General features: G+C 69.1%; 20 protein-coding genes. 9 read left to right on the forward strand and 11 right to left on the reverse strand.

Annotated features, from left to right (window positions below; all coding sequences use genetic code 11):
* The first annotated feature begins 234 nt into the window (after positions 1-234).
* From AC1VNH_RS05405 to AC1VNH_RS05415, 3 genes are all read left to right on the forward strand, one after another.
* On the forward strand, positions 235-3,132 hold the full coding sequence (locus AC1VNH_RS05405) for an immunoglobulin-like domain-containing protein (RefSeq protein ID WP_483110238.1): 2,898 nt from the start codon (positions 235-237) through the stop codon (positions 3,130-3,132).
* Between the two features lie 100 nt (positions 3,133-3,232).
* On the forward strand, positions 3,233-4,174 hold the full coding sequence (locus tag AC1VNH_RS05410) for a quinone oxidoreductase family protein (protein ID WP_483110239.1): 942 nt from the start codon (positions 3,233-3,235) through the stop codon (positions 4,172-4,174).
* 70 nt (positions 4,175-4,244) lie between these two features.
* Positions 4,245-5,681: an LLM class flavin-dependent oxidoreductase gene (locus AC1VNH_RS05415; protein WP_483110240.1), complete on the forward strand. Its 1,437-nt coding sequence runs from the start codon at positions 4,245-4,247 to the stop codon at positions 5,679-5,681.
* A gap of 56 nt (positions 5,682-5,737) precedes the next feature.
* On the opposite strand, the gene mmsB is transcribed toward AC1VNH_RS05415, so the two are convergent.
* The 5 genes from mmsB to AC1VNH_RS05440 form a co-directional block, all read right to left on the reverse strand.
* Positions 5,738-6,955: a multiple monosaccharide ABC transporter permease gene (gene mmsB, locus AC1VNH_RS05420; protein WP_483110241.1), complete on the reverse strand. Its 1,218-nt coding sequence runs from the start codon at positions 6,953-6,955 to the stop codon at positions 5,738-5,740.
* 23 nt (positions 6,956-6,978) lie between these two features.
* Positions 6,979-8,508, reverse strand: a complete 1,530-nt coding sequence (gene mmsA / locus AC1VNH_RS05425) for a multiple monosaccharide ABC transporter ATP-binding protein (RefSeq protein WP_483110242.1) — start codon at positions 8,506-8,508, stop codon at positions 6,979-6,981.
* 74 nt (positions 8,509-8,582) lie between these two features.
* A complete protein-coding gene (gene chvE, locus AC1VNH_RS05430) occupies positions 8,583-9,710 on the reverse strand; it encodes a multiple monosaccharide ABC transporter substrate-binding protein (RefSeq protein ID WP_483110243.1) in 1,128 nt (375 codons plus the stop codon).
* 61 nt (positions 9,711-9,771) lie between these two features.
* A complete protein-coding gene (locus tag AC1VNH_RS05435; RefSeq protein WP_483112697.1) occupies positions 9,772-10,482 on the reverse strand; it encodes an L-ribulose-5-phosphate 4-epimerase in 711 nt (236 codons plus the stop codon).
* A gap of 175 nt (positions 10,483-10,657) precedes the next feature.
* Positions 10,658-11,674 (reverse strand): LacI family DNA-binding transcriptional regulator, encoded by a 1,017-nt coding sequence (locus AC1VNH_RS05440; RefSeq protein WP_483110244.1) that lies wholly within the window; start codon positions 11,672-11,674, stop codon positions 10,658-10,660.
* A gap of 153 nt (positions 11,675-11,827) precedes the next feature.
* On the opposite strand from AC1VNH_RS05440, the gene AC1VNH_RS05445 reads away from it, so the two are divergent.
* The gene (locus AC1VNH_RS05445) at positions 11,828-12,376 is read left to right on the forward strand and encodes a hypothetical protein (protein ID WP_483110245.1); all 549 of its coding nucleotides are present in this window, start codon (positions 11,828-11,830) and stop codon (positions 12,374-12,376) included.
* Here the strand turns inward: AC1VNH_RS05445 and AC1VNH_RS05450 are convergent.
* Positions 12,363-13,691, reverse strand: a complete 1,329-nt coding sequence (locus AC1VNH_RS05450; protein WP_483110246.1) for a M20/M25/M40 family metallo-hydrolase — start codon at positions 13,689-13,691, stop codon at positions 12,363-12,365. The genes AC1VNH_RS05445 and AC1VNH_RS05450 overlap by 14 nt on opposite strands.
* 41 nt (positions 13,692-13,732) lie before the next feature.
* Here AC1VNH_RS05450 and AC1VNH_RS05455 point away from each other — a divergent pair, with 41 nt between their 5' ends.
* Positions 13,733-14,731 carry a Gfo/Idh/MocA family protein gene (locus AC1VNH_RS05455; protein WP_483110247.1) on the forward strand — a complete coding sequence of 333 codons (999 nt, stop codon included), beginning with the start codon at positions 13,733-13,735 and terminating at the stop codon, positions 14,729-14,731.
* Position 14,732: 1 nt separating this feature from the next.
* Entirely contained in the window at positions 14,733-15,596 is an 864-nt protein-coding gene (locus AC1VNH_RS05460) for an NYN domain-containing protein (RefSeq protein WP_344229922.1), read from the forward strand.
* 21 nt (positions 15,597-15,617) lie between these two features.
* Here the strand turns inward: AC1VNH_RS05460 and AC1VNH_RS05465 are convergent, their stop codons facing one another.
* From AC1VNH_RS05465 to AC1VNH_RS05475, 3 genes are all read right to left on the reverse strand, one after another.
* Complete coding sequence (locus AC1VNH_RS05465) at positions 15,618-16,007, reverse strand: DoxX family protein (protein ID WP_243227327.1); 390 nt, start codon at positions 16,005-16,007, stop codon at positions 15,618-15,620.
* Positions 16,008-16,086: 79 nt separating this feature from the next.
* Positions 16,087-16,857, reverse strand: coding sequence for an LLM class flavin-dependent oxidoreductase (locus tag AC1VNH_RS05470; protein WP_483110248.1), 771 nt, complete (start codon positions 16,855-16,857; stop codon positions 16,087-16,089).
* Positions 16,858-16,929: 72 nt separating this feature from the next.
* Positions 16,930-19,470 (reverse strand): ATP-dependent Clp protease ATP-binding subunit, encoded by a 2,541-nt coding sequence (locus tag AC1VNH_RS05475; protein ID WP_483110249.1) that lies wholly within the window; start codon positions 19,468-19,470, stop codon positions 16,930-16,932.
* Between the two features lie 139 nt (positions 19,471-19,609).
* Here AC1VNH_RS05475 and AC1VNH_RS05480 point away from each other — a divergent pair, with 139 nt between their 5' ends.
* Positions 19,610-20,332 (forward strand): EI24 domain-containing protein, encoded by a 723-nt coding sequence (locus AC1VNH_RS05480; protein ID WP_483112698.1) that lies wholly within the window; start codon positions 19,610-19,612, stop codon positions 20,330-20,332.
* A gap of 79 nt (positions 20,333-20,411) precedes the next feature.
* Complete coding sequence (locus AC1VNH_RS05485) at positions 20,412-20,570, forward strand: hypothetical protein (protein WP_243227324.1); 159 nt, start codon at positions 20,412-20,414, stop codon at positions 20,568-20,570.
* Positions 20,571-20,576: 6 nt separating this feature from the next.
* Here the strand turns inward: AC1VNH_RS05485 and AC1VNH_RS05490 are convergent, their stop codons facing one another.
* Positions 20,577-21,041, reverse strand: a complete 465-nt coding sequence (locus AC1VNH_RS05490; RefSeq protein ID WP_483110250.1) for a DUF3817 domain-containing protein — start codon at positions 21,039-21,041, stop codon at positions 20,577-20,579.
* A 65-nt stretch (positions 21,042-21,106) separates the two neighbouring features.
* Positions 21,107-21,568, reverse strand: coding sequence for a MarR family winged helix-turn-helix transcriptional regulator (locus AC1VNH_RS05495; RefSeq protein ID WP_243227322.1), 462 nt, complete (start codon positions 21,566-21,568; stop codon positions 21,107-21,109).
* Between the two features lie 50 nt (positions 21,569-21,618).
* Between AC1VNH_RS05495 and AC1VNH_RS05500 the strand changes: the two genes are divergently transcribed.
* Positions 21,619-22,728 carry a class I SAM-dependent methyltransferase gene (locus tag AC1VNH_RS05500; protein WP_483110251.1) on the forward strand — a complete coding sequence of 370 codons (1,110 nt, stop codon included), beginning with the start codon at positions 21,619-21,621 and terminating at the stop codon, positions 22,726-22,728.
* Positions 22,729-22,927 lie beyond the last annotated feature (199 nt).

Consider the following 22,927-nt stretch of genomic DNA (forward strand, 5'->3'; position numbering starts at 1 on the left):
TCCCGGTGCGTAGCACGACGTTGACAACGTCTCCGTGCAGCTAATACGGTGATCGAAGGCCGAGAATGTTCTCGGTAACAACGACTGCCGACCGCCGCATCCGCGGCACACGATTGCGCGAAGACGCTCAACCGATCGCCGCGGGGACCGTGACGTCCCCGCGCACGCTCCGCCGTGTCTCGCCCATCGATGAGAGCGAGGAGCCTCCGCGTGAGCACGCGCCACAGATCCCGAATGCTGACCAGGGGCGGAGCGGTATGGACCGCTCTCGCGCTCGCCGTCGCCGGAGCGGTCGTCCCCTCCGCGGCGCAGGCCGCGACTCCTGCACCTCTCTTGCACTACACCTTCGACAGCGCCACGAGCACGACGATCCCGGACACGAGCGGCAACGGGTTCGACGCGACGCTGCAGCAGAGCGGCGGTGCCGTCGCCGACGGCAGCCTCTCGCTGCCCGGAGGAGCCCGCGGCACGGCCGCCTACCTCGACATCCCCACGACGGGCCTCGTCGGCAAGAAGGACCTGACCATCTCCACGTGGCTCTCGCCGCGCTCGGGAGCAGGCAACACCGCCGCCGCCTTCATCGGAGCGCCTGTCGCGTCCGGCGCCTCCTATTCGTCGGGGTACTGGCTGCTCAACCCCGCCAACCCCAACGGCTACGTCAAGTCGGTCGTCACCAACGCGGTCTCCCCCGGCTCGCCCTGGAGCACCGAGGTCGGGCCCGGCGCCACCAATGCCGCCGCCTCCGGCATCCGAACGCCCGCCGGCCTCAGTCACTACACGACGGTCATCGACGGAACGACGGGCCAGTTGCGCGTCTACGTGAACGGCGCCCGTATCTCGCAGAACGCGATCGCCCGCGACGTCGCCGCGTTCGGCTCGAACCTCGTGGCGGCCCTCGGCCGCTCGACGTACAACGACGCGAGCTGGAGTGGATTGGTCGACGACTTCGCGATCTACGGACAGGCGCTCAGTGACGCCGACGTGCTGGCGCTCTACCACGCGGAGGCTCTCGATCGCGCCGTCGCCTCCGTGTCGGTCCCTGCGACCGCGGATGCCGACTTCGCCGTACCCACCGCAAGCGCGGGCGTCGCCGTGAGCTGGGGATCGAACAACCCGGCGATCGCCGTCAGCAACGGCACGGCAACCGTCACCCGGCCCACGGCGGGCGCGGGCGACGCGAACGTCACTCTGACCGCCACCTTCACCGTCGGCGGAGCGACCCGCGTCCAGACCTACTCGGCGCGGGTGCCCCAGCTTCTCTCGGACGCCGAACGCGTGGCAGCAGACCTCGCGGCGATCCAGATCGCGAATCTCGACGACATCCGCACCAACTTCTCCGTGCCCGCCGCCGGCGCGCAGGGATCCACGATCACGTGGACGGTGGATGCGGCGCACGCGGCGTCCGCGGCGCTTCGGGCGGGCGTGCGCGACGACTCGCGCACCATCGAGGTGACGCGGCCCGCACACGGGTCCCCCGAGATCGTGGCGCAGCTGACCGCGGTCGTCACGCACGGCCAGGCGACCGCCAGCCGCACCTTCTCCGCCCGCATCCAGCCGCTGCCGGCAGGCGACGAGGAGACCGAGGCGTACTTCTGGACGTTCTTCACGGGCGAGGGCGAGGGCGCCGAGCGCGTGAGCATCGCCGCATCGAAGGGCAACGACGCGCTGAGCTGGAACACCCTGAACGACGGACAGCCGGTGTTCACCTCCACCGTCGGCACCGAGGGATTGCGCGATCCGTTCATCATCCGCGCGCCCGAGGGCGACAAGTTCTACATGATCGCCACGGATCTGAAGATCGACGGCCTGGCCGGTGGATTCACGACCGCGCAGATCTCCGGCTCGCGCTACATCGAGGTCTGGGAGTCGAACGACCTGGTGAACTGGTCCGAGCAGCGTCACGTGAAGGTGTCGAGCGACTACGCGGGGAACACGTGGGCGCCCGAGGCCTACTGGGATGACGAGCTGGACACGTTCGTCGTCTTCTGGGCGTCCAACCTCTACCCGACCACGAACGCCGCCGACCGTACGGCCGTCACCTATAACCGGATGATGTACGCGACGACCGATGACTTCGTGACCTTCTCAGAACCGCGGATCTGGAGCGACGTGCGCCGGGGTGCGGGACTCGGCCTCATCGACTCCACCGTCGCGAAGGTCGACGGCGTCTACCACCGCTTCACGAAGGACGAGGCGAGCATGACGATCCGCCACGAGAAGTCGGCCGATCTGCTGGCCACGGTCACGGGCACGCTCCCCGGCGCCACCGGGCCGGCGGACGAGTGGACGCTCGTGAAGGAGCGCGTCGCCAGCGGTCTGCCCAACGGTGAGCCCGGGGGCACGTTCACCAGCGGCGAGGGCGCCAACATCTTCCCCGCCAACGCGGGCGATGTGAACGGGCTGGACTGGTTCCTCTTCATCGACCAGCCCAACTACCACGGCGGGCCCAACCACTACGTCCCGTTCGGCACGACGAACCTCGAGGACGGGAACGCGTGGCAGCCGCTCGGCGCGAAACTGCGCCAGTCGCTCCCCCAGAACGCCGACGGCGGCAAGCCGCGCCACGGCACGGTGATCCCGATCACGCGCTCCGAGTACCAGCGCGTGCTCGAGGCCTACGCGGCGGACATCGCGGTCGCCTCGGTCGATGAGATCGCGGTGACGACGCGGGCGGGCGTCGCTCCGACGCTGCCTCAGGCGCACCTGACGAAGGCGGACGGTTCCCAGCAGAGCGTCGACGTCGCCTGGGACGCCGTCCCTCCGGCCGCCTACGCCACCGCGGGAGAGTTCACGGTTGCCGGCATCGCGCAGGACGACTCGCGCATGCCGGTGGAGGCGACCGTCACCGTCACCCCCGCGGTGTCCGTGCAGGCCACGACCAGCGCACGGTGCCTGGCCGGCAAGGCCGTGATCTCGGTCGCTCTCAGCAACACGGGCGACGGCCCCGCGGTGGCGACGATCACGACGGTGTACGGCGCGAAGACCGTCACGGTCGCCGCGGGCGCGAGCGCGTCGACCGCCTTCACGACGCGGCTCGGCGCGATGCCCGCGGGAACGGCCACGGTCTCGGTGACCCAGGCGGGTGCGAGCGCGAGCCTCACCGCACCGTACGCATCGCTCGCCTGCGGCTGAGTTGTCACCTCCCGCCCCGTGGCGGACCGGCGAGTCGATCGCCCGTCCGCCGCGGGGCGCATTGCGCCGGGCCGCGACACCGGGCAGAGTGGCGAGCACCATGACACACGCGATCGTCTACTCCGAACACGGCGGCCCCGACGTCCTCACGCTCACCGACATCGATGTCCCCTCCCCGGAGGCGGGCCAGGTGGCGGTGCGGATCGAAGCGGCCGGCGTCAATCCAATCGATGCGAAGCTGCGCGCGGGTCTGCGCGGCCCCGTCCCGATGACCCATCCCCGCCGCATCGGCAGCGACGGCGCCGGTGTGGTGACGGCCGTTGGCGAAGGGGTCGACGGGTTCCGCGTCGGCGACCCCGTCGTGATCTTCTCCGCCGGTGGTCTCTACGCCGAGCAGGCGATCGTCAAAGTCGGCTCGATCCAGCCGCGACCGCCGCAGGTGGACGCGGCGACGGGAGCCGCCCTCGGCATCCCGGTCGGCACGGCGTACCAGGTGCTGCGCTCGCTCGACGTGCGCAGCGGTGGCACCCTCGTCGTGCACGCGGGCTCGGGCGCCGTCGGCCAGGCCGCGGTGCAGTTCGCCGTGCTGTGGGGCGCCACAGTCGTGGCCACCTCGTCGCCGTCGCGCTTCGATCGTCTCCGCGAACTCGGCGCGATCCCTGTGGCCTATGGCGAAGGACTCGAACAGCGCCTGCGCGAGGCTGCACCCCAGGGCTACACGGCCGCGTTCGACGCGGCGGGCACGGATGAGGCGATCGCCGCCTCGCTCGCTCTCGTCGACGATCGTTCGCGTATCGCCACGATCGTGCGCGGCGCGGATGCGGCGGGATTCGGCATCCGGGCGTTCTCCGGCGGCTCCCCCGAGCCGCTCACCGACCAGCAACTCGCGTGGCGGGCCGAGGCCGTGCCGGTCGTGCTGGCGCTGCTGTCGACGGGTCACTTCTCGGTCGAGCTCGGCGCGCAGCTTCCGCTGGCCGAAGCACCGCAGGCGCACCGTCTCGTCGAGGCCCATTCGCCGGGCAAGATCACACTGGTGCCCTGACGTCCCCGCGTCCATGACGCCGAATGTCGGCGTGCTGGATGCGGGCGGATCGCGGTGTGAGACTCGCCGCATGGCAAAGCGCATCATCCTGAACGCCTTCGACATGACGTGCGTCAGTCACCAATCCGCCGGCACCTGGCGCCACCCCGACAGCCGGGCCACGACCTACAAGGACCTCGAGTACTGGACCGAGCTCGCGAAGCTCCTGGAACGCGGCCGGTTCGACTCGTTGTTCATCGCGGACGTGCTGGGCACGTACGACGTGTACCGGGGCTCCGCGGCCACGGCGCTCGGCGATGCCGACCAGGTACCGGTGAACGACCCGTTCCTCCAGGTGCCGGCGATGGCGCTCGTCACGGAGCACCTCGGCTTCGGCGTCACGGCGGCGCTGACGTACGAGCAGCCGTACGCGCTCGCGCGCAAGTTCTCGACGCTCGATCATCTGACCAAGGGGCGCGTCGCCTGGAACGTCGTGACGAGCTACCTGAACAGCGCCGCGATCAACCTTGGCCTGAGCAAGCAGATCGCCCACGACGACCGGTACGAGATCGCGGAGGAGTTCGTCGACGTCACCTACAAGCTCTGGGAGAGTTCGTGGGAGGAGGACGCCGTCGTGGCCGACCGGGAACGCGGGGTGTACACCGACGCCGCGAAGGTGCATCCGATCGGCCACCAGGGCACGTACTACTCCGTCCCCGGCATCCACCTGAGCGAGCCCTCGCCGCAGCGCACTCCGGTGATCTTCCAGGCCGGCGCCTCTCCGCGCGGGCGCGCCTTCGCCGCCCGGCACGGCGAGGGTGTCTTCATCAGCCCCGCGAACCCCGCGCAGGCTCGCGAGATCGTCCGCGACATCCGCTCTCGCGCCGCGGCGGAGGGGCGTGACCCCGACGACGTGAAGACCTTCGCGCTGGTGACCGTCATCACGGCCGAGTCTGATGAGGCGGCTCATGCCAAGTACGAGGACTATCTGTCCTACGCCTCGGGTGAGGGGATGCTCGCCTTCTACGGCGGCTGGACCGGCATCGACTTCGGGCAGTGGGACCCGGATCAGCCGCTCGAAGAGGTGGAGAACGACAGCCTGCGCTCGGTGCTCTCCTCCCTTGCGAAGATCGATCCCGAACGCCGGTGGACTCCGGCGGACATCGTCGCGCAGCGTTCGATCGGCGGGATGGGGCCGGTGATCGTGGGCGGCCCCGAAACCGTCGCCGACGAGCTGGAGCGATGGGTCGACGAGGGTGAGATCGACGGCTTCAACTTCGCCTACGCGATCACCCCCGGCTCCTTCGAGGATCTGGTGGAGTTCGTCGTGCCCGAGCTCCAGCGCCGCGGGCGGGCGCAGACCGAGTACGCGGGCTCGACGCTGCGCGAGTCGCTCTACGGCGCCGGCCACGCGCGGGTCGCGGACACGCATCCGGCCGCGCGTTACCGCGGGGCGTTCGCCGACGGCGCGAGCGCCGCGGACGGCACCCTGCCCTCGCGCATCGCCGAGCGGCTCGCTGTTCGCTGACGAGCGCACGAAGAAGGGCCCCGCCGATCGGCGAGGCCCTTCTTCTGCTGCTGCGCTCAGTTGCCGGAGCGCCGCTTGTTGTACACATCGAAGGCGACGGCGAGAAGAAGCACGAGGCCCTTCACGGCCTGCTGCCACTCGATGCCGATACCCATGATCGACATACCGTTGTTCAACACACCGATGATCAGACCACCGATGATCGCGCCGCCGATGGTTCCGACGCCGCCCTGCACCGCCGCTCCGCCGATGAAGGCGGCAGAGATGGCCTCGAGCTCGAAGCCGTCACCGGCCTTGGGCCCGGCGAGGTTCAGGCGAGCGGTGAAGATGAGGCCGGCCAGCGCGGCGAGCAGTCCCATGTTCACGAACAGCCAGAAATCGACCCGTCGCGTCTTGATGCCCGACAGCTCCGCCGCGTGGCGGTTGCCGCCGATCGCGTAGATGTGACGGCCGAACACGGAACGGTTCATGACGATGCCGTAGACCAGCACGAGCACGGCGAGCACGATGAGCGTGACCGGGATGCCCTTGTATGCGGCGAGGGAGTACGTGAAGAACGCGATCGCGGCGGAGATCAGCACGAGCTTGGCGATGAACCAGACGATCGGCTCGACATCCTGTCCGTACTTGCGACGTCCGGCACGGGTGCGCCACTGCTGAACGACGAGGGCGATGATGCCGACCGCGCCGATGAGCAGCGTGAACACGTCGGGGTCGCCCCCGAAGATGCCGTCGAGGAAGCCGTTGCCGAGGGCCCGGTACTCGTCGGGGAAGGAGCCGATGTTCGCGTTGCCCAGCACGACGAGCGCGAGTCCGCGGAAGATGAGCATGCCCGCGAGGGTCACGATGAAGGCGGGGATGCCGACGAAGGCGACCCAGAAGCCCTGCCACGCGCCCACGAGCGCGCCGATCGCGAGCGACAGGACGATCGCGAGCCACCAGGGAAGTCCCCCCTGCACCGCGAAGACGCCCGAGACCGCGCCGATGAAGGCGGCCACGGATCCGACGGACAGGTCGATGTGGCCGGCGATGATGACCATCACCATGCCGATCGCGAGGACGAGGATGTAGCCGTTCTGCACGACCAGATTCGAGATGTTCTGCGGACGCAGCAGGATGCCGTCGGTCAGGACGGCGAACAGCACCACGACCGCGAGCAGCGCGATGAAGATGCCGTTCTTGCCGAGATCCGTCAGCACGTGCGTGATCCAGCGGGTGGCCTTGTTGTCGACCGGGTTGATCGTCGCCCCGGCAGCGGTGTCGTTGTTCGACATGTCGTTGTCTCCTGCGAGCCCCGTCAGCGGGGCTTCTCCATGGTCATGAGCTTGAGAACGGATTCGGGGCTCGCCTCGGCGATCGGCAGCTCTCCCGTGATGCGACCCTCCGACAGCGCGTAGACGCGGTCGGAGATGCCGAGCAGTTCGGGCAGCTCGGACGAGATGACGATGATGCCCTTGCCCGATGCGGCGAGCTTGTTGATGATCGTGTAGATCTCGTACTTCGCCCCCACGTCGATGCCGCGGGTCGGCTCGTCGAGGATCAGCACCTCGGGATCCGAGTAGATCCACTTCGACAGCACGACCTTCTGCTGGTTGCCGCCGGAGAGCTTCCCGGTCTTGACCAGCACGCTCGGCGCCTTGATATTCATGTCGCGGCGGTACTCGTTCGCGACCCGGTACTCCTCGTTGTCGTTGACGAGGCCGGCCTTCTCGAGCTTCTTGAGCGACGCCATGGAGACGTTGCGCTTGATGTCCTCGATGAGGTTCAGACCGTACGTCTTGCGGTCCTCGGTCGCGTAGGCGAGGCCGTTGTCGATGGCCTCCGAGACGGTGCGCGTCTTGATCTCCTTGCCGCGCATGAACACCCGGCCCGAGATCCGCGTCCCGTAGCTGTGGCCGAACAGGCTCATCGCGAACTCGGTGCGACCGGCTCCCATGAGGCCGGCGATTCCGACGATCTCCCCCGCACGCACCGTGATCGACACGTCATCGACGACGACGCGGGAGGTGTCGACGGGATGGTGAGCCGTCCAGTTCTCGACCCGTAGCAGCTCTTCGCCAATGTGGGGCTCGTGGTCCGGGTAGCGGTGCTCGAGGTCTCGACCCACCATGTCCTTGATGATGCGGTCCTCGGTGACGTCGTTCTTCGCGATCGTCTCGATCGTCTTGCCGTCGCGGATGACCGTGACGGTGTCGGCGACCTTCTTGATCTCGTTGAGCTTGTGGCTGATGATGATCGACGTGATCCCCTGACCCTTCAGGTGCAGGATCAGATCCAGCAGGTGGGCCGAGTCCTCGTCGTTCAGTGCGGCGGTCGGCTCGTCGAGGATCAGCAGCTTGACCTCCTTCGAGAGCGCCTTCGCGATCTCGACGAGCTGCTGCTTGCCCACGCCGATCTGGTTGATCTTCGTCGTGGGGTTCTCCCGCAGACCGACCCGGGCGAGGAGCTTGCCCGCCTCGAAGTTCGTCGCGTTCCAGTCGATGAGACCGAGCGGGCCGCGCTGCTCGTTGTTGAGGAAGATGTTCTCGGCGATCGACAGGTACGGGCTCAGGGCCAGCTCCTGGTGGATGATCACGATGCCCTTGGCCTCGCTGTCGCGAAGGTTGCGGAACGCGACCTCCTCGCCGTTGTAGACGATCTGTCCGTCGTACGTGCCGTGGGGGTACACACCCGACAGCACCTTCATGAGCGTCGACTTACCGGCGCCGTTCTCACCGCAGATGGCGTGCACCTCACCGCGCTGAACGGCGAGATTCACGTTCGAGAGTGCCTTGACTCCCGGGAATGTCTTGGTGATCCCACGCATCTCGAGGATGTTCTGGGACATCGTTGCTCCTCTTTCCTGTCGCCGACGGGAGTGTGCCGGGCGGCACGGGGCCGCCCGGCACGGATCCGCGGGTGTCAGCCGTTGATCTCGTCTTCGGTCCAGTAGCCGCTGTCGACCAGGACCTCCTTGATGTTGTCCTTGACCACGATCTGCGATTCGAGCAGGTAGGACGGGACGACCTTCTTGCCGTTGTCGTAGTCCTCGGTGTTGTTCACCTCGGGCTCCTCGCCCTTCAGCAGAGCGGAGGCCATCTTGACGGCGACCTCGGCGAGCTTGCGGGTGTCCTTGAAGATGGTCGCGTACTGCTCACCGGCGACGATGGCCTTCACGGAGTCGATCTCGGCGTCCTGACCCGAGATGATCGGCCACTCGGCACCGACCGAGTAGCCCGCGTCGGTGAGAGCCGAGATGATGCCGCGCGAGATGCCGTCGTAGGGCGAGAGCACCGCGTTGACCTTCGAGCCGTCGGAGTACGTCGAGGTCAGGATGTTCTCCATGCGCTTCTGCGCCGTCTCGCCGTCCCAGCGCAGCGTCGCCGCCTGCTGGAACTCGGTCTGGCCGCTCTTGACGACCAGGATCTTCTTGTCGATGTACGGCTGGAGCGTGTCGATCGCGCCGTTCCAGAAGAACGTCGCGTTGTTGTCGTCGGGCGAACCGGCGAACAGTTCGATGTTGAACGGGCCGGCCGGAGCCGACGCCGCGGCCTTGCCGTCGAGGTCGGTGAGACCCAGACCGTTCAGCAGCGAGTTGGCCTGCTGCACGCCGACCTTGTAGTTGTCGAACGACGCGTAGTAGTTGACGTTCTCGCTGTCGCGGATGAGGCGGTCGTACGCGATGACGGGGATGTCGCCGTCGGCGGCCTCCTGCAGGACGCTGGTGAGCGTCGTGCCGTCGATCGAGGCGATGATCAGGGCCTTGGCACCCTTGGTGATCATGTTCTCGATCTGCGAGACCTGCGTGGGGATGTCGTCCTCTGCGTACTGCAGGTCGACGGTGTAGCCCTGGTCCTCGAGCTGCTTCTTGACGGCGTTGCCGTCCTGAATCCAGCGCTCGGAGCTCTTGGTGGGCATGGCGACGCCGATGAGTCCGCCGTCTCCGCCGCTGTCCCCGCCGCTGCCGCCCGCGCTGCTGCCGCAGCCCGAGAGCATGAGCGCGCCGGCGGCAACGGTTGCCGCGGCGAACAGGAACTTGGTGCTCTTCACAGTGTGTCCTTTCGTAAGACGTCTCTGTCTGCTGTGTTCAGTTGTACGTAGGGGGAAGTCTTCAGGCGGCCGAGCGAGGCGTCCGGCGAGGATCGCCGTGCTGGCCGTACACGTGCTGGTAGCGCTCGTAGAGGCGATCGATCGCCTGTTGCGGCAGCGGCGTGAGCGGACCGCGCTGGCCGGCGATGTGCACGGTGCGCGCGACGTCTTCGAGCATGACGGCGGCCTTGACCGCATCCCGCGCCGTCGCTCCGATCGTGAACGGGCCGTGGCCCGCCATCAGCACCGCCGGCGAGCGATGATCGGTGAGCGTGTCGACGATGCCCCGGCCGATCGAGTCGTCGCCGATGATCGCGAACGGCCCGACAGGGATCGGACCGCCGAACTCATCTGCCATCGCCGTGATGACGCACGGGATCTCTTCGCCGCGTGCGGCCCAGGCCGTCGCGTAGTCGGAGTGCGTGTGCACGATGCCGCCGACCGCCGGCATGTTCCGGTAGACGTATGCGTGCGCGGCGGTGTCGCTGGAGGGCTGCCGGTCGCTGCCGGGGGTGTCGGCGACGACGGTGCCGTCGAGGTGGCAGAGGATCATGTTCTCGGGCGCCAGATCGTCGTAGGCGACCCCCGACGGCTTGATGACGAACAGATCCGCCCCGGGTACACGCTCCGAGATGTTGCCGCCGGTCCACACGACCAGCCCGTTGCGAACGAGCTCGCCGTGAAGGGCTGCGACCTCGGCACGCACGCGTGCGATCACGACCTCGGTCTTCACCCCCGTGGCATAGCCCTCGCCTCGAGCGGCATCGATTGCGGACACGCCTCGACTCCTTCGTCTCTCGAAACCCCGTTGTGACGATCGATGTGACCGTTCACATTGCTGCGCAAGTGTAACGCCACCGATCGGCTTCCTGTCAACCCGCTGAGAGATCTCGGGTTGGTAACGCCCGTCAGATGGGACTGACCGCCCCCGAGGAATCCCGGACGATGAGCTCGGGCACAATCGGCGCGACGACCGCATCCGAGCCGTCTGCCGGGCCCAGCAGGATGTCGACGCAGCGCCGTCCGAGATCGGCGAAGTCCTGGCGAACCGTGGTCAACGGCGGCCAGAAGTGCGCCGATTCGGGGATGTCGTCGAAGCCGACCACGCTGATGTCACCCGGGACGTCGAGGCCCTCGTCGCGGATCGCGTGCATCAGGCCCAGAGCCATCTGATCGTTGGAGGCGAAGACCGCGGTGAAGTCGCGCACCCGGAGCAGCTCCCGACCCGCGTAATAGCCGAACTCCGCAGTCCAGTCCCCCAGGATGGGGGCGGTGGTGGGCACGTCGTTCGCACTCATCTCCTCGAGGAAGCCTCGCATCCGCGCCTCCGCCTCGATCCAGTCCTGCGGACCCGCGAGGTGGTAGATCCAGCGATGGCCGAGCTGGATGAGATGCCGCGTGGCGAGCCGGGCGCCCGCGATCTGGTCGACGGACAGCGCGTGCTGCGGGTCGAGCTCGGTCGACTGCAGCGTGACGTAGGGCACGTCGAGCTGCTGCTCGGCGAGCGCGCGGAAGACGCGGACCTGCGGCGCGATGACGACCAGTCCCTCGACCGACTGGGCCATCAGGTGCGCGATGCCGTCGGGGATCGAATCGGGGTCGTGGGGCGAGATGTTCGCGGTGCTCACCCAGTAGCCGCGCTCACGGGCGGCGGATTCGATGGCCGCGATGCTGGAGGCGGGCCCGTACTGCGTGCTGGAGGCGGACAGGATCCCGATGGTCTGCGAACGGCTGGTCACCAGCGCCCGCGCCGCCCGATTGGGCCGGTACTGCACCTGCGCCATGACGGCGAGCACCCGTTCGCGCGTCTCCGGGCGGATGCTGGGGTGGTTGTTGATCACCCGGGAGACGGTCTGATGGGAGACCTCGGCCAAGCGCGCCACATCTCGGATACTGGGCCGTCGCCCCGTCGCATCGTCGCTCATTGGATCTCCTGGGCCGTGCGCACGGTCACACGCCCGTTGCCATTATGCACGCCGCGCCCGGTTCCACCCCTTTTCTGCAGCCGTGTGACAGTCACATCGCCCCATCGGACGACGCATCGACACGGGCCGAGGAGCACGGTCTACTGTGGACGCATGGCGGATTTCCTCGGACGTCTCCCCCTGAGCAACAGGGAGCGCCGGGACGAGTCCGCCGTGACCGGTGACCGGCGTGCAGCCATCGGCGATGCGCTGGACGAGGCCGCACGCCTGCTGGGCGAGACCACAGCCGACGACGCGGAGCACTGCGCCAAGGCGCGCCGGTTCTTGGAGGAAGCAGGGCTCGGCACGGGGGCCGCGGGGGGAAATCCGGACGAGCTCCGTGCTCTCGCGGCCGCGGTCCGCCAGGGACGCAAGCGCAGCATCCGGATGCTCACCCGCGTCATCCGGGCGCTTCTGGTGCTCGGTGACGCGCTCGCGGTCACGCCGCACGTGGCGGCGGGAGTGTCGGGAGCCGTAGCCCTCTACGCCGCGACCACGGCGCCGTTCGACCGCCGCGCGGCTCTGCGCGGCCACACGGTGCGCGCGAGCGACGAGGAGTGGGAGTTCGGACGCGGCCCCGTGATCACCGATACGGGTCGCGCCATCCTGCGCTTCGTGCTGGCGCTCGACGACGTGGCGCCGCGCCCCGTCAGTCCCCGGTGATCAGGTCGCGGTAGAAGCCGATCCCCCGCAGCCACACCTGAACGCGGATGCGTTCGTTGTGCGCATGCAACGCCTCGCGCTCGGCGCGGGTGAGGTGGAAGGGCGTGAAGCGGTAGACGTTGTCGCAGATGCCCGTGAACCAGCGGCTGTCGCTCGCGCCCAACTGGATGTAGGGCGTGGCCACGATCTCGCTGCCGAGTGACGAGTCGATCGCGCGTGCGATGCGGCGCCATGGTTCGCCGCGCCACGGCGAGACGGGCGAGGGCTCGCTCGCCGCGCGCACCTCGATCTCGATCGTCTCGTCGGCGATGACGCGGCGGATCCGCGCGACGGCGGAGGCGGCCGTGTCTCCGGTGAGCAGGCGCACGTTGATCGCCGCCTGCGCGGTCGCCGCCAGCACGTTCTCCCCCGGCGCCCCCTTCAGCTCGGTCGCCACGGCGGTCGTGCGCACGAGCGCGTTCGTCTCGGGGCCGAGCCTCGCCAGCACGTTCGCGATCAGGGGCCGCGTGAACGCGACGGAGCGCAGGGCGGCGCCGAGCGGCCTCGGGGCGTGCGGTGCCAGGGTGCGGAGCATCGCGCGCACCGGCGGCACGAGCCGTACCGGGAACGGATGCCGAGCCAGCCTGTCCACCGCGCGCGCCAGCCGCGCCGTCGCCGGACGCGCCGGCGGCGTGGATGCGTGGCCGCCCTGCTCGCGCGCCGTGAGCCAGACCGTCATCGTGCCCCGCTCGGCGACGCCGATCATCGCCGTCGGACGCGCGATCCCCGGAAGCACCCCGTCGACGACGGCGCCGCCCTCGTCGACGACGAGCGCCGGCCGAACACCGCGCGAGCGCAGCGCCTCCGCGATCGCGCGTGCACCGTCGCCTGCCGTCTCCTCGTTGTGTCCGAAAGCCAGGTACACGTCGTTCTCGGGCACGACCTCGCGCATCAGCAGTTCTTCGACGGCCTCCAAGATGGCCACGAGCGCGCCCTTGTCGTCGATCGCGCCCCGCGCGTAGACGGCTTGGTCGGCGCCCGCGCCGACCAGTTCGGCACCGAACGGATCGCGATCCCAGTCCTCCTCGACCACGGGGACCACGTCCTGATGCGCCATGAGGACGAGCGGGCGCTCCGCGGTACGCCCCGGCCATCGGAGAAGGAGCGCGTGACCGACGACGACTTCCCGCTCCAACCGGGAGTGGACGAGCGGGTACAGGCGCTCGAGTGCCGCGTGGAACTCGTCGAACGCCGACGTGTCCACTCGTGACTCGTCCGCGTAGGAGACCGTCGCGATTCTGAGGAGCTCACGCAGTCTGTCCAGTGCCGTCGCCACGCCCCGAGCCTAGTGCGGCACCCCTTGGGTACGGTGGTCGCATGACCACTGACTCGAGTTCTCGCCTGCGTTGGGGCATCCTCGCCACGGGCGGTATCGCCCACATGTTCACGAGCGACCTGCGCACCGCCGGGCTCGACGTCCGCGCCGTCGGTTCGCGCTCGCTCGAAAGCGCCCAGCGCTTCGCGACGCAGTTCGACATCCCGCGCGCACACGGTGACTACGCATCTCTGCTCGCCGACGATGACATCGACATCGTCTACATCGCGACGCCGCATCCGATGCACGCCGAGAACGCGCTCGAGGCCCTCGCCGCGGGCAAGCACGTGCTCGTCGAGAAGCCGTTCACGCTGACGGGCGAGGAGGCCGAACGCGTGCGGGTCGCCGCCGAGGAGGCGGGGCTGTTGGCCATGGAGGCCATGTGGACGCGCTACCTGCCGCACATGATGCGCATTCAGGAGCTGCTCGCCGCCGGTGCGCTGGGCGAGGTGCGCGCCGTCACCGCGGATCACACCCAGTTCATCTCGACCGATCCCACGCACCGTCTGAACGCGCTCGAGCTCGGCGGGGGCGCCCTGCTCGATCTCGGGATCTACCCGCTGTCCTTCGCCTGGGATGTGCTGGGGGCGCCCGTCTCGCTCACGGCGAGCGCGCGGCTGGGTGAGACCGGTGCCGACATCGATGTCGCCACCGTCGCCTCGTATGCGAACGGCGCGCTGGCGACCACGGTGTCCTCCGCCCAGGGGGTCGGTCCGAACCGTGCGGCCATCATCGGCACGGATGCCCGCATCGAGATCGACCCGACCTGGTACAACGCGACGGGCTTCACGCTGACCGACCGTTCCGGCGATGTCGTCGAGACGTTCCATTGCCCGGATGTCGGTCGCGGTATGCAGTACCAGGCGCTGGCCGCCGAGCAGATCATCGCGGAGGGTCGTCGTGACAGCGACCGCCTGCCCATCGCCGAGACGGTCGCGATCATGCGCCAGCTCGACGACATCCGCGCGCAGATCGGCGTGCGCTACCCGAGCGAGCACTGACATGGCTGATCTGTCTACGAGCCGCGTGGCCGTCTATCTGGACTTCGACAACATCGTCATGAGCTGGTACGACCGCGTGCACGGCCGCAACGCCTATTCACGCGATCGGTCACGCATCGCGGAGCAGCCGCACGATGCGGAGATCACAGAGAAGCTGGCACGTGCCACGGTCGACGTGGGCGCGATCATCGATTACGCCGCGTCCTTCGGCACGCTCGTGCTCACGCGGGCCTACGCCGACTGGTCGTCGCCGGTCAACGCCGAGTACCGGTCGCAGCTCGTGGCGCGGGCGGTCGACCTCGTGCAGCTCTTCCCCGCCGCCGCCTACGCCAAGAACGGCGCCGACATCCGCCTCGCGGTCGACACCGTGGAAGACATGTTCCGCCTGCCGGATCTGACGCACGTCGTGATCGTCGCGGGCGATTCGGACTACGTCCCCCTCGCGCAGCGGTGCAAGCGCCTCGGACGATTCGTCGTCGGTGTGGGCGTGGCCGGCTCCACCGCCAAGTCCCTCGCGGCGGCGTGCGACCGTTTCGACGCCTACGACTCGCTTCCCGGCGTGCAGGTGCCGGAGCCCGCGAAGAAGGATGCGGCCTCGAACGCGCCGCGCTCCCGCAAGCGGTCCGTGGATCCCGCGGCCGACCTGCTCGAGCGCGCCCTGCGTCTGGAGAACGACAAGGATCCGTCGCAGTGGCAGCATGCGTCTGCCGTGAAGAGCCTGATCACACGCTTGGACTCCTCGTTCAGCGAGAAGGCGCTGGGTCACCGCAGCTTCACCGAGTTCGTCGCCGCACATCCCGACATCGCCGAGATGGACGAGACCGACAACATCGTGCGGATGCGGCTGGTCGAAGCAAAGCGCTGACCGGCCGCATCCGGTCCGCGTTCAGTCGCGCGGGGTGCGCGTGCTCCACAGCGCCCAGGCGACGAGCGCCGGCTGGAAGAAGAGCCGGACCAGTCGCTTGACGTCGGTGTCGAGACCGAAGCCGTCGCGGCGGTGCGTGAACTGAGCCCAGTTGCCGGGAAGGACGGCGACGAAGAACGCCGCCAGCAGTGCCCCCATGCGCCGGCGTTGGGACGGCAGTGCCACCAGTGCGGTGCCGAGCGCGATCTCGACGGCGCCCGAGGCGAGCACGACCGCGTCCTCGTCGAGGGGCGTGGCGTCCACGACCCAATCGGGCACCTGCGCGCGGAACTCCTTCCGCGCCCAGAACAGGTGGCTGATACCGGCGAACACCATGGCGGCGCCCAGCGCCCAGCGTGCGAATGTCCTCATGATCTGATTCCACCTCGCTCCGGAGCCCCTGTCGAGCCCCTGCCGGTCAGCCCGGATCCTCGATCGCGCACCGCCCGCATCACGCGTCAGCGTCGATGAAGCCCGCTGCGTTCCGGATGAAGTCGAGATAGTGCTCCGGGTCGTCCTTTTCGACGATCGCCCGCAGGACGACCTCGTCGACGGCGGCCCGGTACGCCGTCACGCGCGCCGTGTCGTCGCGCGACGTGATCACCGTGTCGGGCGCGCTGAAGCCGAGGCGGGCGAAGTTCGCGGCGTACGCGGGGTAACCGGCATACGCGTCGGCCTCGGCCGACAACCGTGGCTGCGCCGCCGCATCCAGCGCCGTTCTCACGTAGAGGATGGTGCGGGCATCCGACTCGCGTTGCGCGGCTGCGGCGGCGGGGGTCAACCAGTTCAGCAGCTGACCGTCGCCGACCGAGACGGCGAGACTCCGCATCCGCGGGCCGAGGGCGCCCACCACGACCTGTACGCCGGGAACGCCCACGCGCAGCGCCGCGATCCCCCGCTCCACGAGTGCGAGTTGATGCGCGCGCGCCGACCCGGAGCCGATGCCCACGGTGAGCCTGTCCACGGGAAGGTCCGCGGCCTGCAGTGCGGACACGAGCGTATCCGGTCCCCGGCGATCCAGCGGCACCACCCCGGTGGCCAGCGCGATCCGCTCGGTCATCCTCGCCGCAGCCGCGAGCGCTGCCACCGCGTCGCCGCCCGGAGTGTCGTTGACCCAGAGCGTCGCAAAGCCGGCCTGCTCTGCGGCGGGAGCCAGACGAGCGATGAGATCGGGACCGAGGGCCCCTGCCAGTCCGAGGGAGAGTCGAGCGGGAGCCACCATCCCTCCAGCCTGCCCCGCGCATGCGACGACCGCCACCCCCTGCGCACGGCAGGGAGTGGCGGTCTGGTCGAATCAGGCGGCGACGGCGCTGCGGCTGAGGGCAGCGGCGACCGGCCGACCGTCGACGACGTCGATACGCACGCCACCCTGGTCGGTCAGTTCGCCGGAGACGAGCAGGTCGGCGATGCGGTCATCGATCTCCCGCTGGATGAGCCGGCGCAGCGGGCGCGCTCCGTACTCGGGCTCGTACCCGTGCTCGGCCAGCCAGTCCACGACGGCATCCGTCGCCTCGAACGAGATCTCGCGCCGCGCCAGGCGGGACGCGCTCTGCTCGAGCAGGAGCGAAACGATGCTGCGCAGCTGGGCCTTCTCGAGCTTGCGGAACAGGACGATCTCGTCGATGCGGTTCAAGAACTCGGGACGCATCGCTTCGCGGAGCTTGCCCATGACACGGGCGCGCAGCTCGCTCTCGTCGCCGAAGCCGGTGGCTCCGCCGCCGTCGGCGATGAACCCGATCGCACCGGAGCGCGATGCGAGGAACTCGCTGCCGATGTTCGAGGTCATGATGACGACGGTGTTGCGGAAGTCGACCGTGCGACCCTGACCGTCGGTCAGGCGTCCGTCGTCGAGCACCTGCAGCAGCAGGTTGAACACGTCGGGGTGCGCCTTCTCGATCTCGTCGAACAGCACCACGGAGTACGGTGCGCGACGCACCCGCTCGGTCAGCTGCCCCGCCTCGTCGTATCCGACGTACCCGGGAGGGGCACCCACGAGACGCGAGACGGTGTGACGCTCGCCGAACTCGCTCATGTCGAAGCGGATCACGGCGTTCTCGTCCTCGAAGAGGGAGGATGCCAGAGTCTTCGCGAGCTCGGTCTTACCGACGCCCGTGGGGCCGAGGAACAGGAACGACCCCACCGGTCGGCGACTGTCGCCCATCCCGGTGCGGTTACGCCGGACGGCCGTCGCGACGGCGGTGACCGCCGCATCCTGACCGATCACCCGGGCGTGCAGCTCGGACTCGAGTCCCGCCAGGCGTCCACGCTCGCTCTCGGTCAGACGCGACACCGGGATGCCGGTGCTGCGGCTGATGACGGCGGCGATGTGCTCGGCGTCCACGACCTGCTCCCCCCGCACCGCGTCGCGTCGCGTCGCGTCGTCGATACGACGCTGCACATCGGCGATCTCGTCGCGCAGACGCATCGCGTCCTCGTAGCGCTCGGCCGCCACGGCGGCGTTCTTGTCGGCTTCGAGCGTGGCCAGCTGAGCCATCAGGTCGGACACGTCGACCGCGACACCCAAGCGCAGGCGGAGTCGTGCTCCGGCCTGGTCGATGAGATCGATCGCCTTGTCCGGAAGGACACGGTCGCTCAGGTAGCGATCGCTCAACTCGACCGCGGCGCGCAGCGCGTCGTCGGTGTAGGTGATGGCGTGGTGCTGCTCGTAGGCGGGACGCAGCCCATGCAGGATCCGCACCGCATCCTCGATCGACGGCTCCCCCACCTTCACCGGCTGGAACCGGCGCTCGAGCGCCGGGTCCTTCTCGATGGTGCGGTACTCGGCCAGCGTCGTCGCACCCACCAGGTGCAGGTCGCCACGAGCCAGGCGCGGCTTCAGGATGTTGCCGGCGTCCATGGCGCCGTCGCTGCCGGCGCCCGCGCCGACGACGGTGTGCACCTCGTCGATGAAGACGATCAGCTCGCCCTTGCGCTCGGCGATCTCGCTCATGGTCGCGGTCAACCGCTCCTCGAAATCGCCACGGTAGCGGGCGCCCGCGAGCATCGCCGGAAGATCCAGCGACACGACGCGGCTGCCGCGCAGCTGCTCGGGCACCTCACCCGACACGATCGCCTGGGCGAGCCCCTCGACGATGGCGGTCTTTCCGACGCCTGCTTCACCGATCAGCACGGGGTTGTTCTTCGTGCGGCGGCTGAGGATCTCGATGGTCTGCTCGATCTCGTCCGCACGGCCGATCACCGGGTCCAGCTCTCCCGCCTCGGCGAGCGAGGTGAGGTCACGCCCGTACCGCTCCAGCATGGTCGCGGGCTCGGATGCGGCCGCCTGCTCAGGAGAGCGCTCGGTGCCGGTGACGGTCTCGCGCACGCTCTGCGTGAGCGCCTCCGCCGTGACTCCGGCACGGGCGAGGATCTGCCCGGCGGGCGTGTCCTGCGCGAGCACGAGCGCGAAGAACAGGTGCTCCGGGTCGATGTAGGTCGATCCGGAGGAGCGCGCCACCTGGAACGCGTGGAACAGCGCGCGCTGCACGGAGGTGGTCACCACCGCGCTGTCGACGTCGGCGACGTCGGCACTGGCCGGCAGGCGCTGCTCGGACTCGCGCACGATGTTCTCCGGGTCGACGCCGAGGCGCGCGATCGCATCGCGCACCTGGTCGACGCGTACGATCTCGCGGAGCACGTGCAACGCGTCGAGTTCGTGCTGTCCACGCGCGAGCGCGAAGCGCCCGGCATCCTGCAGCGTCTCCTGCGTGCGCGCGCTGAGGTAGCGCGACAGGTCGATCGACCGCGCCGCACGCCCGCGCTCACCTGCGAGGTAGCGCGAGAGGAAGTCGTCGAAGGCGTCGCGGCCTTCGTCGGGGGTGAAATCTTCAGGCATCTGTTCTCCTGATCGGGTTCGGGGTGCCGCTCTGCAAAACGGAGTTGAGCGGCGACACATCAACTTCAACACCCGGAGGGCGACGGTATTCCCGTTACGCTCGTCCCAGCGCGAGCGGGAAGGAGATCGGGTGAACGAGATGCTGCGCGGCGCGCGTCTGCTGCTCGGCGGATTCGGGTGGTTCACGCGACGCCCGGGGCTGATGCTCCTCGGCCTCGTGCCCGCACTCATCGTGAGCGCCGCCCTCACGGTGGCCCTTGTGGCACTCGCATCGGTCCTGGCGCCGCTCACGGAGGCCATCACCCCGTTCGCTGATGACTGGCCGGCGGTCTGGACCGTGGTGTTGCGCGTCGCGCTCGGCCTGGCGGTGTTCACCGGAGCACTCCTGCTGGCAGCGACGACCTTCACCGCACTGACCTTGATCGTCGGCGAACCGTTCTACGACAGGATCTGGCGCAGCGTCGAGATCGCCGACACGGGCACCGTGCCCGAACACGACCCAGGCTGGCGAGCAGCCCTGGCAGATGCGACGAGCCTCATCGTGCGCGGCGCGCTCGCGGCCATGCTCGCTTTCGCACTCGGCTTCATCCCTCTCATCGGCGGCCTGGTCGGCACGGTGACCGGCGTCTTGCTATCGGGCTGGATCCTCGCGGACGAGCTCTCGGGACGCGCATTGACCGCGCGCGGCATCGATCGCCGCAGCCGGCGCCGCCTGCTGCGAGCGGCCCGCGGCCGGGCATTGGGCTTCGGCATCATGACGCAGCTGTGCTTCCTGATCCCCCTCGGCGCGGTGTTCACGATGCCCGCGGCCGTCGTGGGGGCGACCCGCCTCGCCGCGAGCGTGCGGGAGACCGAGGCGTAGACCCGCTCAGCCGCGCGGATGCGGTCGGTCCGCGCGCAGGCGACCCGGTACTCTGGTGGGAGTCTTCCGAAGGAGTGCCATGTACATCGTGTCCCTGCTGCTGTTCCTGCTCGGGATGTTCGCGTTCGGCATCTCGTTCTCGGTGCCCGGCTTCCAGGCCGTCATCTTCGTCGCCGGCATCCTGCTCATCTCGGCCGCGATGGCGCTGCCGATCCATCTGCGGGCTCGCGCGAAGTAAGTCCGCTCAGGCCCGACCGCCGGGAGGGCCGATCACGAGCAGCGCCGCGAAGGTCACCACCACGGCGGCGGCGATCACCACGGCCGACAGCACCGGTCGACGCAGCACGGAACGCAGCAGACGGTCGTGCCATACCGCATCACGCGGGTCGGAGCCCGCGTGCATTCGCCATACGCCGAGCAGTCGACCGGTTCTCGACAGCCACAGCTCGACCGGCAGCGTCGCGTAGGGCACGACCGCACTGACGAGTGCCAGGATGGTCACCCCGCCGCTCCATCGCTGGTTCTTCGCGACCAGGATCACCGTCGCGCCGTACGACAGGAAGATGAACCCGTGGATGCCGCCGCCGATCGTCACGGCGGGCGCGAAGCCCGTGACGGCGCGGACGATGAGCCCTCCGATGAGCAGGGTCCACGAGACCATCTCGGCGATGGCGAGAGTGCGGAACAGGGCGTAGGGCGTGCGGAACACGGGCGACTCCGGAGGTGGATCTGCGCGCTCGAGTCGGCGCTCTCCGCAGCCTAGACCGAAAATCTTCAGTCTTGCTGAAGGATCTCTCCGAACGGCTGCTCATGAAGTCCGTGCAGGGCGGATGAGAGCGCGGGAACACCCGCGCCGAACACCTCATCGAGTGCCGCGAGACGCGCATCCGCCTCGGCGAGCGCAGCCGCGCCCTTCGTCGTCACACGCAGATCGGATGCGGCGCCCGCGTGCGCGGTGGCGTCCTCGACCAGTCCCTCGCCGGCGAGCGTCTTGACGGCGGTGTGCGCCGTCTGCACCGTGATCTGGGAGCGGCGGGCGAGTTCGGAGAACGAGATGCCCGGTGTCGCCTGCACGTGGGCGAGAAGACCGTACTTGCGGGTCGTGAGCCCGAGGTCCTTCAGGGCCGCGTTCAAGCGAGCGTCCCACACGGCGGAGACCGTCAGAAGCGCGATGACCGGACTGAACGGCGGGCGCTGCCCGGAGGGCTGCGTCGCCCCGTGCGTCTTATCGGCCATCTGATCATCGTATCCGTCGTCACCCCACCGCGGCCGGTAGCGTGAAGGGGGTGGAGTTCCGGTTCGACGCGCTGCGACGCTGGCCCGATGTCGAGTCGCCCGATCTCGTGGCGGTCGATGCGGCCGACCGGCTCCTGCTGGACGAGTCCGCCGTCTGCCGCGCCGGACTGAGCGCGGATGACGTCGCGGTCATCGGCGACGAGTACGGCGCGCTCACGCTCGGCGCAGCGGCCGCCTCCTCCGGCGTCGTCCGGGTGCATCAGGACGCGCTCACCGGCGAGCTGGCCCTCGCCGCCAACGCGCCACGAGTGGGCCTCACCGATCGCTACCGGTCGATGGAGCTGACGGGTGCGCTCGTGGCGGGCGCGCGGGTGGTCCTTCTTCGACTCCCCCGCTCGCTCGACGCCTTGGAGGATGCTGCGGCCCTGATCGCCGCGCACGCGGCACCGGATGTCGTCGTGTTCGCCGGTGGACGCATCAAGCACATGTCGACGGCGATGAACGAGGTACTCCGCCGCTTCTTCGGCACGCTCGATGTGACCCACGCCCGCCAGAAATCGCGTGTCCTGATCGCCCGCGACCCTCTCGACGGCCACGATCCCGAGCCTCGACGCGCCGTGCACGACGGCATCACGGTGTGCGCCTACGGAGGAGCGTTCGCCGGAACGTCGATCGATATCGGCACCCGGTTCCTGCTCGCGCACCTTCCCGCCCGCGTCCCCGAGGGCGGCCCGCTCGTCGACCTCGCGTGCGGAACAGGCGTGGTCGCCGCATTCCTCGCGCTGCGGCATCCCGATCGCGAGGTCTACGCGTCCGATCGCTCCGCGGCCGCCGTCGCCTCGGCGCGGGCGACGGCCGAGGCGAACGGCGTTTCGGACCGCGTCCGCGTCGTGCGGGATGACCGTCTCGGCGCCGTCCCGGACGCCAGCGTCTCCTTCATCGCCCTGAACCCGCCCTTCCACTCGGGCGCCGCTGTCACGACGGACCTCGCCGCGCCCCTGTTCCAGGATGCGGCGCGGACCCTCCGCTCCGGCGGCGAGCTGTGGACCGTGTGGAACTCGGCACTGCGCTATCGTCCGGCGCTCGAGCGCCTCGTCGGCCCGACGCGGCAAGTCGCCCGCAACACGAAGTTCACCGTCACGGTCTCCACCCGCCCCTGACCTCCGCCTTCGGCGGCCCCGGCCTTCTTCGCCTTCTCGGCTCGCCTGTCACAGATCGCAGCGCCAGCGCCGATCTGTGACAGGGGAATAGTCGCCTTCTCGGTTCGCCTGTCACAGATCGCAGCGCCAGCGCCGATCTGTGACAGGCGAACCGGGGTTCTGGCGCGCTCAGCAACCCGGCAGGATGCTGCGCAGGACC

Source organism: Microbacterium sp. KU4F (assembly GCF_056868075.1).